The sequence below is a fragment of the Adhaeribacter aerolatus genome (genome assembly GCF_007991635.1).
GTDB classification, from domain to species: domain Bacteria; phylum Bacteroidota; class Bacteroidia; order Cytophagales; family Hymenobacteraceae; genus Adhaeribacter; species Adhaeribacter aerolatus.
In genome coordinates, this window is sequence record NZ_BJYS01000009.1 from 24093 (window position 1) to 36766 (window position 12674).

Annotated in this window: 11 protein-coding genes; 3 read left to right on the top strand and 8 right to left on the bottom strand. The window is 44.0% G+C overall.

All coding sequences use genetic code 11. From position 1 onward, the window contains the following. Positions 1-81: 81 nt before the first annotated feature. From AAE02nite_RS07995 to AAE02nite_RS08030, 8 genes are all read right to left on the bottom strand, one after another. Positions 82-1059 (bottom strand): acyl-ACP desaturase, encoded by a 978-nt coding sequence (locus AAE02nite_RS07995; protein ID WP_146896789.1) that lies wholly within the window; start codon positions 1057-1059, stop codon positions 82-84. Positions 1060-1233: 174 nt separating this feature from the next. Next, positions 1234-2892: a hypothetical protein gene (locus tag AAE02nite_RS08000; protein WP_146896791.1), complete on the bottom strand. Its 1659-nt coding sequence runs from the start codon at positions 2890-2892 to the stop codon at positions 1234-1236. A gap of 14 nt (positions 2893-2906) precedes the next feature. Next, positions 2907-3863 (bottom strand): GNAT family N-acetyltransferase, encoded by a 957-nt coding sequence (locus tag AAE02nite_RS08005; RefSeq protein WP_146896793.1) that lies wholly within the window; start codon positions 3861-3863, stop codon positions 2907-2909. Positions 3864-3935: 72 nt separating this feature from the next. Beyond that, complete coding sequence (locus tag AAE02nite_RS08010; protein ID WP_146896795.1) at positions 3936-5444, bottom strand: HTTM domain-containing protein; 1509 nt, start codon at positions 5442-5444, stop codon at positions 3936-3938. 2 nt (positions 5445-5446) lie between these two features. Then, a complete protein-coding gene (locus AAE02nite_RS08015) occupies positions 5447-6406 on the bottom strand; it encodes a glycosyltransferase (RefSeq protein WP_146896797.1) in 960 nt (319 codons plus the stop codon). Next, positions 6406-7653 (bottom strand): MATE family efflux transporter, encoded by a 1248-nt coding sequence (locus AAE02nite_RS08020; RefSeq protein WP_146896799.1) that lies wholly within the window; start codon positions 7651-7653, stop codon positions 6406-6408. The genes AAE02nite_RS08015 and AAE02nite_RS08020 overlap by 1 nt, the downstream gene beginning before the upstream one ends. A gap of 6 nt (positions 7654-7659) precedes the next feature. Beyond that, complete coding sequence (locus AAE02nite_RS08025) at positions 7660-8658, bottom strand: GNAT family N-acetyltransferase (RefSeq protein ID WP_146896801.1); 999 nt, start codon at positions 8656-8658, stop codon at positions 7660-7662. A gap of 35 nt (positions 8659-8693) precedes the next feature. Beyond that, positions 8694-9119: a sugar 3,4-ketoisomerase gene (locus tag AAE02nite_RS08030; protein ID WP_146896803.1), complete on the bottom strand. Its 426-nt coding sequence runs from the start codon at positions 9117-9119 to the stop codon at positions 8694-8696. 122 nt (positions 9120-9241) lie between these two features. Between AAE02nite_RS08030 and AAE02nite_RS08035 the strand changes: the two genes are divergently transcribed. The 3 genes from AAE02nite_RS08035 (at position 9242) to corA (ending at position 12043) form a co-directional block, all read left to right on the top strand. Continuing rightward, positions 9242-10156: a hypothetical protein gene (locus AAE02nite_RS08035; RefSeq protein WP_246150885.1), complete on the top strand. Its 915-nt coding sequence runs from the start codon at positions 9242-9244 to the stop codon at positions 10154-10156. 5 nt (positions 10157-10161) lie between these two features. Continuing rightward, a complete protein-coding gene (locus AAE02nite_RS08040; RefSeq protein ID WP_146896805.1) occupies positions 10162-10767 on the top strand; it encodes an IMPACT family protein in 606 nt (201 codons plus the stop codon). A gap of 121 nt (positions 10768-10888) precedes the next feature. Beyond that, positions 10889-12043 carry a magnesium/cobalt transporter CorA gene (gene corA, locus AAE02nite_RS08045; protein WP_246150886.1) on the top strand — a complete coding sequence of 385 codons (1155 nt, stop codon included), beginning with the start codon at positions 10889-10891 and terminating at the stop codon, positions 12041-12043. The last annotated feature ends 631 nt before the right edge of the window (positions 12044-12674 follow it).

Sequence of the window (12674 nt, forward strand, 5' to 3'; positions counted from 1 at the left end):
AACATAAATTCTAGCGAAAACTTTATAAAACAAAAGCCCTGATTTAATTAAATCAGGGCTTTTGTTTTATATGATTTGAGATTAATCAATCCAACGGAATTTATATTCTCTTTGGGGTACCTTCATGCGCTCGGCTACCCGCTTTAAACGGTTGGGCAGGGCCATAATATAATCACGAGCTTTTTCGCCGGCTTCGTTCATGCCGGTTATGTGCTCTACCTTCCAGTCTTTAATTAAATCTTCCAGAATATTTACGTAATCGTGCGAGGTATAAACGCCAATCCGTTGGGCGGCATCGGTAAAGTGGCCAAAGGTTTGGCCAATTTCAACGCCTAATTCGCGCATGTAGTGCGCTGGCATCACAATTTTTTTGCGCATCATATCTTCGAAAGCCAGCATCATTTCGCTGGGGTCTACTTCAAAGATCTTATCTACAAAAGATTTATACACTTTGGCATGACGGGCTTCGTCGCCGGCAATGTAACCGCACAATTTAGCCAGCACATTATCGCCTTCGCGTTTAGCAATCTGGGCTACGCGGCGGTGCGAAATCTGGGTAGCGGTTTCCTGGTAGCTGGTATACACAAAGCTCCGGTACGGATCCATGTCGGTTTGCAAATCAAAGCCATCGGCAATTAAATATTGCGTAGAGGCTTCCATTTCGCGCATATTTACCCGGCCCGATAAATAAAGGTAGCGGTTGAGTAAATCGCCGTGCCGGTTTTCTTCCGAAGTCCAGCCCCGGTTCCATTTGGTCCAGGCGCTATCGGGGTTATTGGGCATGTCGGTAATCGAGAACAACCAGCTTTCGTAGGTTGGCAGGGCTTCTTCGGTAATTGTATCGCCAATTAATACGGCAAACAAATCGTAGGATAAGGATTTGGCCCGCTCCCGCAATAATTTTATTTCATCAAAAAAATTGTCGAGCCGGGCATCCGGCAATAGATCCGCTGGCTGCCAACTGTCTTCAACCGTTTTCAGGAAGCTGGATAAATTTTCGGCTACAAACGATTCTAAGTATTTAAGGACTTCCACCCGGGAAGAGATAGCTGCAATCATGTAAATTCTATTATAAAAATATTAAACACCAAATATACTAAATTTTATCTTAAGCGTTACCACTCATTCACTTATATTTAATCAGAAATAACTTTCTTAGAAATTATAAATACGTAGTTATACCTGTTAAAGATGTAATTAATGCTTAGAGTTTAAAGAAAATCAGTTAAAATTTTACGGCAAAAGGCTTGGCCGGTAAATTTGGGCTGGCGAATGTCCTTCCATTAAAATCAGGCCGGGCCTCAAACCTAAATTCTTTCTATAACACATTTTAAAGTAAGTATCTATAAACTTATAAAATTCCGGCGACAGCAGCCAGACCGTGTTTTTTTGGCGGGACAAAGTTAATACGGCTTTTGCAAAATCTGTTTGTCCGGTAAGCTTTTTATAGTAAAGTTGTTTTCCCGGTGCCAGGGTGTTCCAACCGGTTAATAAAAACAAGTGGTTATTACCAAAATTATAATTCCGGAAGGGCGATAATGAACGAAAATAATCTGGTAATATTTGGGTAACTATAATTTGGCCAGCAAAAGAATTACCGAGCGTAGAGATAAAGGCTTCGTTTGTCGCCTGGTTATTTTGTTGCCACCCAGCCCGGTGTTTAATTTTGTAAAGTTGCAGCAAAAACAGTAAAATTAATATTAACCAGATTACCTTAAACTTTTTAAAATTAAACTGATCACTTTTTACAGATCTAAAAAATATAGCGGCGTTTACCAAGGTATACAAACTTAAACAAGGGGTAATTACGCGCGGCGGTAATTTCAGCAAGATGCCCAAGGCCAATACCAATAACCAGAAGTAAACCTGGTAGCTACATATTAATTTTCGGTTTTGGGTTGGTTCGGTAGGTTGGTTTTTAAAAGAGAAAAAGACGAGAAAAGCATTAATTGCCAGAATAAAAAAATGGTCTTTCACCAACCCGGTTACTAAGTCCGGTAGTTTAGCAGGTACTGCTTCTGTTAAAATATAAGCCAGATTTACACTTCCTGCCCGTTTATAAAAAGCTTCGTTTATTACGTTTGTATCAGCCAAAAACCATTTATTTATCGCTTGGAAGGCTAATTTATCTTTTTGCGTCCGGGGCTGCGGCTGGTAAATCTCAAAGTCCAGAACTGTTGATTTTAACCAATCCAGCCGCTGATATTGGGTTTCTGCCGGCCGCTGGTTCAGTTTGTGGTAAATTAAAAACCCTGCTGCTATAAATAAATAAAATATTAGTGGCCGGAAAAGACGAAGCGAAATCTTGGTAGCCGGATTAATCAACAAAGAAGCTGGCCACACGATTAAAAGACCCAGAATAGCCGCACTGGGCCGGATAGAGAGCGCTACCAGAAAGAGCAAACCGGCAGCCGGTAACCAAGTGTTTTTACTTTTGCTGCTTCCCCCCTGCGTTATTAAATAACTGGTACCAGCCAGCAGCAAAGGCACCCGCATGTAGTTAAACCACATGGCATGTTCGAGCCAGGTGCTTATATAAAATACCAGTACCAGGGCTAAAACTTTAATAAAATTAAAAGTAGCCAGAGCGCGAAAGCCCCACATAAAGGCTAAAACTGTAGCCAAATACAAGCAGCCATAAAGGAACAACCCGTACCAGGGTATGGAAGGCATTAATTGGTAACCACCCCTTAATACCTGGCCCCAACCATGAAAATACAAAGTTAAATCGCCCAAAGGCGGCTGGATGGCAATACCTCGCAAAAGCAGCGAAATTATGATGTCGTCGTTGGTTTCGTAGTAGAACCCCAGCAGCAGGTAGGTAAGCCCCAGGAGTAAACCCGGCAGCCAGATGGCCGCAGAATCTCTAAAAAAGCTGCCTTTAAATTCCATTCCAGCCGCAAACGTTAAAGAGTGAGCTCGTAAATATCATGGGGCAGGCTCCGGGAACCAAAACTTTCTTTATTTTGGATCAAGCCGGTATTCAAGCCAAAAACATCCTCGCCCGGCGAAATACCAAAGTTTATATATTTTTTTTCGGAACGGTAGGTCTGAATCAGATGGTGCATGATTATATCCAGCGCGTGCATGCTTTTACCCGTGACGGTGGTAGCAATATACTGCAGGTGCACCACCTGTTGGCTCAGGTAAATAATTGTCCCGCCAATTAATTCCTGTTGGTGATATACCACCAGTAATTTAATATTTTGCGGAAACTTCTCGGCTAAATCTCTTATTTCGGTGGCGGTATGGGTTGGTTGAACGGCATATTTTGTCTGCAGAATTTGCTTTACCATCTCCATAAAAGTGTTAAAATCCTGCGATTCGGTAACAGATAAATTGCTCTGCCGGGCTTTGCTTAAACTCCACTTGCGGCCTTTGGTATAATGTAATGGCAGGCTTAAATCAATACAGGAAGACAGGCTCCGGTTTTTCAAAACAAAACCATACCGGTAAAAAGCATATTGGTCTTCGAGGGCCAGCGGTTGCTGAAAAATAAATGGGATGGGTTTGTATATAAGTTTTTTAAATCCGCCTTTTTGTAAATAATTAAGCAGCGCCTCAAAGGCTTGCAAGTAGGTATGTATTTTTACCCGCAGGCCAATTATTAATCCGCCAAAGGTCAGGCCCTGGTGCGAAAAAGCCACATCTGCTGCTTCGTTCATCGGGAAAATACAAATTAATTCTTCTGCCTGAAAAAACAGTAAAGAATGATCCTGAAACCGGTCCTGGTGGTATTCGAGGTAATTACGGTCGAACAGAAATAAGCCATTTATTGCCTGCTGATTGAAGCTATTCCACAAGGCGCGATGCGCCTCAGAATACCGAACCACCTGAATAACTTTCTCCCGGATAATTGCCACTAATGAACTGTAATTTGAAAAAACAATATTACGCAGTTAAAAGCAGAATACGGCATGCGCCACCTGGGCAGATTATTTTTCTTTCAACAATCCACTGTCCGACAACCATTCGAACCGGCATTTGCCTTGGTACCAATATACCCGCCCGATAGTACGCCAGGGTTGTTGCATTTGCCGGTTTAGGTAGTTTTTCTCCCAATTATTTACAACCGCAATTTTCTTTACCCGAATCAGAAAAGTGGCTTCCTTTAAGTTAAGCCCCTGTTGCTGCATCCAGAAGGCGGAAAATTGTGCCATACCTGTTTGTAGACTATTGGGTTCCGGATGAGCACCCGTTACGCGGTAAGCCCATTTGGTCCAGATGCGGCCGGTGCTGTAGGTACCGGGCTGACCGGTTTGGGTAAAAAGCGGCAGTGGCACCAAGGTATTGTCTTTCGCAACGTAACTCAGGTTTAAGATCTGATTGTAGCCGGCGAAATGTTTATCCAGAAAAATATCGTGCGACACAATGCCCAGGAACTTCTGGTTAACATAGTAAAATGGCTTAAACAAATATTGAGTTCCGGCAAGAACATCCTTTGCGCAGTATTTTTCGGCAAAATCCTGCATGGCCGGTGCCGCCAGTATACACATCAATTGCCCTACGCCGGCATACAAAATAAACAAAGCCATTAAATATCTTTTAAGCCTGGGGCCGCTCTCAGGCTTAAAAGCCGCGTACCGATACAATTCATTCTGATTTTGCTCTACTCGCCTTCCCCAAACCAGCCGCAATTTATACCAGAAACTATCCGGTAATAAAGGAATATACAAGGCCACCATGATTAAACTAAAATGTGGTATAGGATAAGCAATACCAATTCCCAGGTGCAATAACATGCCGCCTAATACCAGCACCCATCGGAGCGGCCGGAACCAAATCAGAAACAGGAAAAGCACTTCAAAAAGGAGAATGCCGTAGCCAATAAACCGCACCAGGAGCTCCTGATTTAACACCCAGGAAAGATTGGTGTGGGCATTTTGGGGCAGCGAACTCGGCAGCCAGAAACCTAAGCCCGACCGCCACATGGGCGAACTGAATTTATAAACCGAAGAGTCGAGGTAAACCAGGCCAATGCCCAATAGAACCAGGAGCCAGCCATAAAGGCTGCTCACCTGGTCCGACGAATATTTTTCGGAATGTTGTTGCCGGCCAAAATATTTATCCAGCGATAACCCAGCCGATACAGGCAGAAAAAGCAGCAGGAAATTAACGGTAGTCATTACAAAATCGAGGTGATATTTATAATCCGGCATGTGCCACACAATAAATACCCCGATGCTATAATTGATAACAGCCGCCAGGCGGGTAAACCATCCCAGGAAGAGAAATATTAAAGCCAAGCCCCACAGTAGAAGCAGGCTAGTAATTAGGTTTATTGAGATGGTGACTTCACTGAAAATAAGGGTACGGAAGGTGAAAAGTTGCTTTACCTCCAGCAGCAATACGAGGCAATAAAAAATCCGGAAAAAAGCTAAACCCAGGGCATTTACCCGAATAGCATAAATCGCTTCTATTTTCCCGAAATATTTTCTAAGCATGCTCAGGATTTATCATAAACCCAATGGTAATACCATTTCCGGATAAAACCTAGCCGGATTTCCCGCTCCGCTACCCACTTTAATAATTGGTACTGCCAATTTAAAACGGTGAGTTCTTCCAGTAAAATTACTAATTGCCGGGCTTCCGGAAAGTTCTGGGTAAACACCGCCTGCCGCAGTTCAGATTTAACCCGCACTACTAAAGCCGCATTTTCGCTGTCGGTCCGGATGAGTTTTTGCGCCTTCCGGCAAATAGTAATCGTAGAAGCCAGTTGCTTATCGCCGGGCGTGTATAACCGATGCGACAAAGAGGCGGCGTGTACCCGGCGGCGGGTTAATATTTTATCCAGGAAGTAATATTGGAACTCTTGCGCCGATCGTACCCACACATCAAAGTCTTCGTAAGCCAGGTTTTCGTCGTAACCACTGGTTTTTTCCAGCAAAGTGCGCCGGAACATGAGCGTAGGCGGACAAAGAAAGGAATCCTTTAAAATATGGGTAAATACATAACCCGAAGGCGTATGAGAAATAACTTTCCCCTGCGCATTGCGCCGGTAAAAGTGGCCAATCACCTGCGAGTTTTCGTCGATTAGTTCGGCATCGGTATAAACTACACCGTAACTCGGGTCTAGTTCCTGAAAAGCTTTAACCTGCTCGGCTACCCGGTTAGGCAACAACACATCGTCGGTGGCAAAATCAATAATATATTCGCCGGAAGATACGTAGAAAGCTTCGTTGAAAGCACGGGTATTGCCAGTATTGTGGGTGTGCCGGATATATTTAAGTTGCGGATGCTGCCGACAATATTCCGCCAGCCATTCCGCACTACCATCGGTGCTGGCATCGTCTACCAATATTATTTCCAGGTTGGAGTAGGTTTGGTTTAGGATAGAGGCCATCGCTTCCGGCAGAAAAGAGCGGTGGTTATAACAAAGGCCGATTATACTTACCAGCGGCTGCATCAGAATATTAACTTCCGGAAAAAGATAAGATTAAATACTAAAAACAACCCAAAACTAACACAATGGGCCATGGTAACCCCGGGCAAACCAAACCGCTCTACCAACCAGAATAAAATAAACAAATACAAAGCAGCTGCCACCACCTGCACCACTATATACAAACCCATCCGGGCCTGGGCCATCATCAGGTAAGATAATATCCAGGCCGACATTTTAAAAAAATCACCTAATACCTGATAATCCAGCAGATAAGCACCGGGCAAAAAATCGTCATTAAACAACAGCAGAATAAACCACCGTTGCAGCGCGTAAAATAAAAATAAACCCAAAGCAATGGCCGGTACCAGCAAAAAAAACACCTGCCGCACGTACCGTCGTAAAGCGGCTGGTTGCTGAACCAAGCTGGCCACGCGGGGGTAATACACCATACTTATGAGGGAAGTAAAAATCAGGGTATAATTATCGGAAAGTTTTACCATGGCCTGCCACAAACCAGTCTGGTACAAATCAAACCGCTTAATCATTAAATCGCGCACGTAAAAGTTTACCAGTTTAGAACATATTACCAAGGTAAGCGCCATTAAAATAAACTTACCAATATCGCGGAGTATTGGTTTAGGGGGCACCTGCCATTGCCAGGTGGGTAGCCAATTTTGGCGGGTAGCCATCATTAAAGCAAAAACCGCCGTTACTGCCTGGCTGGCCAGGTAAAGCAGCAGCAAATAGGGCAAAGGCAAAATTTTTAAATACCACCAGATAAATAAGGCACTGCACAAACTTGATACGGCAATTAAAACAGTATAAGCCCGAAGTTCCTGCCGGGCCAGCAACAGGGTTTGCAGGTAAGCAGTTACCAAAAACAGCACCAGGCCCAAAATAAAAAAAACCACCCAGCTAATTGGGTTAACCTGCTGCAAAAAGGCCCCTAAGTAAAAATGCTGCCGCCCCAGAAATACCCCGATTACCACCAGAAAAACCAGCACCTGCCAAAAAATACCAGCCATATAATACCGGCGGTAACTGGTACTACTGGGCTCTTTGCCGGCTAAATAAGTTACCAACCCCACGTTTATGCCATCGATGGGAATAGTAGTGGCTAGGGTTACCAGGTTTTGAAAATGCGCCAGTAAGGTAATGCCCTGCGGGCCAAACTGACCAGCAATTATTTTATTTATTACCAAAGCACTTAAGGTGCGGGAGCCCACCGACAGCAACGACCAAAAAGATGACTTTAGAAAAGATAACATGCGGGTTTAACTCGTGGGCTTAGCCGCAAAGGTAGGTATAACCTTCAGATATATAAATTGCCGGGCTTTTTTCAGGAATTTGAGCGGAGCCGGCAAGTTATTCTGGGTAATCGTATAAAAAGGAACAGGGGTTGCCCCAAACCCCTGGTACACCCGAATAATAGAGGCAATATTTACCGGACTCTCAAAATCTAAAACGTAAGGCTGACCGGCGTATTTTTGAATAACAGCATCTATCATAAGGGAGCGCCCGTTGCGGCTACGCCCTGCTATAGAGGCCGCATTAAAAAGATAAATAATTTTTTGACCGTACGTTACGAACAAGCAACCGGCATCTAATTCAGCGGCCGGGGTTTGGGTGTATAACAAAGTAGCCAAACCTTTTGCTTTTAGCACCTGATAAAGCTGGCGTAATTGGGCGTAAGCTAATTCAGATACGCCGCCGTAGATTCGGGAAGCCGCATCTTCTTTAAACAACCTGATTAATATTTCGATGTCGGTACTTTCCTGAATAATTAAACCGGCTTTTTGGCTGCGTTTCAGGTTCAGTTTCCGGTCGCGGGAATAATTGTGGTAAATGGCTGCGTAGCTTTGGTTTAAATCCAGGTGGTGCGTGTACTGGCGATTTACTTTAAAATCCATTTCGGCCTGAGCATGAATCGGGAAAATATTACTTGTATTAAAACTGTACTGGCTGATTAAAGTAAATCGGCGCTGCATGTCCGCAATAAATGTTTCCGGCGCAACAGAATCGTTAACCGAGAAAAAACCTAATTGCTGGCAGAACAGCGGTTGCGCTAAATAAGGAATGCCAAATTGGTTTTTTACCGGCAAGGGCAGCACGGCTACGTACTGTCCGTTCTGCTCTTCTATCAAACCCGCCCAACCCGGCGACACCACATCCAGGTACCACGAGAAAGCATAAACCAGTCGCTGCCCCGCGGCTGCCACGCACGCATCCCATTTGGCGTAATCGAGCTGGTGGTTTAGGAGGTAGGCAGGCATGTTTTACAGGAAGCAGATTACAAGTAAATAAGTCTTTATGTTGAAGCCAAACAATTCCGGCGGAACGCTTCGTAATCCCGGATATAATCGGCCTCGTTATAATCCGTAGAAGCCAGGCACAAGAGTAAAGCATCCGCCGAAAAAGCTAAAGTCACCCAACAACAAGCCGGAATATACAAGCCGGCATTCGGGTGGTTTAAAGTAAATGTTTGTTCGCCGGTCGCGCTCTGGGTAGTAACCGTTATGCTGCCCTGCAAAGGTATCAGCACTTCTTCGGTAGTATAATGCGCATGGTGGCCGCGGGTGTAATTTTCCGGTACGTGTTGCAGCCAGAAAGCGCGTTTTACCGCGAAAGGTAAATTACCGGCGGTTTGGGTCGAAAACAGAAAGCCTTCTGCGGCCGTGCCGATGGCGTCAAAATAAATAATCTTGGGTACCTTTGCCGGAATATGTTGCTCCATTATTTCGCTCTCAAAAGCAAAATTAACACAGATTCCGGAATTTAAAGCTTAGAAATGAAGGCAGACTCCGGCAAACAAGGTTTCTGGAGCTTAAAAGCAGCAAGCTACTTTTACATTAAATTATGATTTACCTGTTGGCGTGCATCGGCTGCACTGTATTTTTAATTTTAACCTTTAAATGTTACGAAATATTCCGGGTACCTACCTTCCCGGCCATTGTGGTTAATTATATTACCTGCACCACGGTTGGGTTGCTACAGTTTTCGCCGGTGCCCGCACTTCATCAGATTACACAAGCCAGCTGGTTTCCTTTTGCCCTGCTACTGGGCACTTTATTTATTTTTACCTTTTACCTGATTGCCATTACCGCGCAACGCGTGGGTATTACCGCCGCCTCTGTGGCTTCTAAAATATCGCTGGTTATTCCGGTTTTAGTTAGCTTACTGATCCTTCAGAATAATTTAAAAGAATATACCGGATTAAATTACCTGGGAATGGGCGTGGCTTTAGCGGCCATTGTGCTTACTTCTTTGCCCACCCGGCAAAACACCCAGGCTAGTCCCAGCAAACCGGCTTTGGTCAGCTTAGCGCTGCCCTTGCTAATATTCGTTTGTTCGGGCGTAGGCGATGCGCTCATTAACTATACCAACCATTATTACCTGAAACCAGCCGAAGCCGGAGCTTTTACCACCTTTACGTTTGCTACCAGTGCCACCATGGGTACCTTGTTTTTGCTTTACCAACTGCTATTAAAAAAACAATTTCTTAGTCTCCGGAGCCTGGTTGGCGGGGTGGTGCTGGGTATTCCTAATTATTTCTCTATTTACTTCTTGCTTAAAACCCTGAGCGCTTTTAACAACGACGGTGCTTTTCTGTACCCGGTTATTAATATTGGCATTATTCTGCTGGGAATGGCAGCGGCTATCTTGTTTTTCAAAGAGCGTTTATCCCGTATTAATCTGGTGGGGGTTGCGGTAGCCGTAGTGGCGCTGGTGTTATTATCGTATCAGGAAATTGGCAAATATTTAACTTTGTAGTTATCATGTCCGAACCAGCCTCCGACGTTTACCTGACCATTGCTGCACCTGCTGAAGGAGTTTACAAAGAAAAAGGCAGCAAGTTCCTGGCTTACGCCTACCCGGTAGCATCGGAAGAAGAAATTAAAAATATATTAACCGGATTGCGGAAAGAATATTTTGATGCGCGCCACCATTGCTACGCTTACCAACTGGGCACCGGCGGCCATCAGTACCGCGCCAACGACGACGGCGAACCCAATCACTCTGCCGGCGATCCGATTCTCGGGCAAATCCGCTCGGCCGGGTTAACCAATATTTTAGTAGTAGTAATCCGATATTTTGGTGGCATAAATCTAGGAGTGAGCGGCCTGATAAATGCTTACCGCACTGCTGCGGCCGAAGCCATACACGCTGCCGAAAAAATAGAGAAAATAGAAACCATCACTATAGAAGTTCTCTTTGATTATGAGCAGATGAATACCATCATGAGCCTGATTAAAGAATACAAGCTCCAGATGCTCAGTCAGGATTTTAATATTGATTGCCGTTTAACTCTCGGTGTCCGGAAAAACCTGCAGGAAGAAATAACCCAAAAGCTCGCAGATATAGCCCGGGTGAATAGGCTTTAAAATAATATTTTGCCGTTGGTTAAAAGTGTTTTGTAAAGCCGGCTCTCTCGCTTTTGGCCTCGAAAATAATTTTAAAAGCACCGGGCGTACGTTATCCGATAACCTTAATATTTCGTAAAGCTTGCCAAATAATATCCGCACCCGCATGGATACTTCTAAAATAAAACCCAAAGTTTTGCAGCAAACCATTGCCGCCAATAAAGTAGGCCGCAAGCCGGGCTATTTATACGTGCCGGCCGGTTCTTTTAAGCCGCGCCTGTTTTTATTATCGTTCGACGAAGATTTTTACCAGGAAAACGAATTTAACACATACGAAGAACTCCTCCATTTTTACCGGCAACATCCCCACGCCCGGCATTGGATAGATGTGCGTGGCTATGCCGATTTGCCGATTCTCGAAAAGTTTATCGCCGATTTCGATATTCATCCCCTGCAGATGGAAGACGTGATAAACGATTACCAGCGGCCCAAAGTGGAAGAAAATGACGGCCGCTTATTTATCATTTCCCGGATGATTAATTTCACCAAAGACAAATGCCTCGACGACGATCAGCTTTCTATTTTTACCGGCGCCAACTATGTAATAACCTTCCAGAGCGATTACGAAGATTGCCTGGACGTACTCCGGGAGCGCATTAAAGCCGGCAAGGGCGTACTCCGGAAACGGCCGGTACTATATTTGGCCTACGCCCTCATGGATGTAGTAATTGATAATTACTTTGTGGTGCTGATACAAATTGGTGAATATATTGAAGCGCTGGAAGACTGTTTGTTTGAGCAACCCGACAAAAAAACCTTAAACCAGATACTGAATATCCGCCGTGAGGTAAACAAGCTCCGCCGCATTGCCTGGTCGGAGCGCGATAAAATTAACGAAATGCTGCGCGACGAAGATCTGGTACCCGACGAAGACATGCGTCCCTATTTTAAAGACGCTTCTGACCATACCATTCAGGTAATAGACCTGATTGATAATTACCGCGAGATGATTGGGAATCTGACGGAACTCTATTTATCAAACGTAAGCAACCGCATGAACGAAATTATGAAAGTGCTTACCATTATTTCGAGCATTTTTATTCCGTTGAGCTTTTTTGCCAGTTTGTACGGTATGAACTTTTCGCGCGAAAACCCGCACGGCGGCGTTAACCGCCTTAATATGCCGGAGTTGTACCATCCCTATGGCTACATTATTGTGCTCAGTGCCATGGGCTTGCTTGTATTATTTCAACTTTATTTTTTCTGGCGGAAGGGCTGGCTAAAATGGTCCGGGTAATGGCAGCCGGTTCTTTTAGGTTACCGGAATAAACCCAAAATCAGAACTTGGTTTACAACGCAGCTACCATGAAGCTTTTAAATTAGGGTTGTTCCGGTATTCACCAGCTACTAAGATTCGTATAATGGTCCCTAAAACGGGCACAGCCACAATATAGAAATAGCGCTGGGGCGAGAAAGTTAAGTAGCAGAATCAGAATTAAGTATAAACTTGTAAGAGCACTATGTACTTTTAAACAGGCCAGTATATAAGAATAATGTACCGTTTAAAACCTTTAGCTTGCAATGCCGGGCTAATAAGACAAGCTGTAAATATAACGAGGCTCAACCTGTCGCCTAGGCTTATTTAAAACCAGATCAGAACATATATTTTTTCGACTTTCTGTGAAACCCAAATGCGTAATTTAGAGTAAAGCTATAAAAATTAAATTTAAATATTTAAATATTAAAATTAATTAATATTTTTGGTTACAAAATTATATCTTTACATTTGTTCTATTAATTCTAAATAGAATCAATTTTATACGGAATATAAGGAAACTTTTTTCAGGAACCGGGACGGCAGCGGCAGAAGCTTTACAAAATATTACTCGGTTTATACCAGCCTCCACCCATACCACCTGGTAAGTCAG

Excerpts from the sequence above, each read along its gene's own strand:
- AAE02nite_RS07995 (WP_146896789.1), bottom strand. The coding sequence starts at position 1,059 with ATGATTGCAGCTATCTCTTCCCGGGTGGAAGTCCTTAAATACTTAGAA.
- AAE02nite_RS08000 (WP_146896791.1), bottom strand. The coding sequence starts at position 2,892 with ATGGAATTTAAAGGCAGCTTTTTTAGAGATTCTGCGGCCATCTGGCTG.
- AAE02nite_RS08010 (WP_146896795.1), bottom strand. The coding sequence starts at position 5,444 with ATGCTTAGAAAATATTTCGGGAAAATAGAAGCGATTTATGCTATTCGG.
- AAE02nite_RS08015 (WP_146896797.1), bottom strand. The coding sequence starts at position 6,406 with ATGCAGCCGCTGGTAAGTATAATCGGCCTTTGTTATAACCACCGCTCT.
- AAE02nite_RS08020 (WP_146896799.1), bottom strand. The coding sequence starts at position 7,653 with ATGTTATCTTTTCTAAAGTCATCTTTTTGGTCGTTGCTGTCGGTGGGC.
- AAE02nite_RS08025 (WP_146896801.1), bottom strand. The coding sequence starts at position 8,658 with ATGCCTGCCTACCTCCTAAACCACCAGCTCGATTACGCCAAATGGGAT.
- AAE02nite_RS08030 (WP_146896803.1), bottom strand. The coding sequence starts at position 9,119 with ATGGAGCAACATATTCCGGCAAAGGTACCCAAGATTATTTATTTTGAC.
- AAE02nite_RS08035 (WP_246150885.1), top strand. The coding sequence starts at position 9,242 with ATGATTTACCTGTTGGCGTGCATCGGCTGCACTGTATTTTTAATTTTA.
- AAE02nite_RS08040 (WP_146896805.1), top strand. The coding sequence starts at position 10,162 with ATGTCCGAACCAGCCTCCGACGTTTACCTGACCATTGCTGCACCTGCT.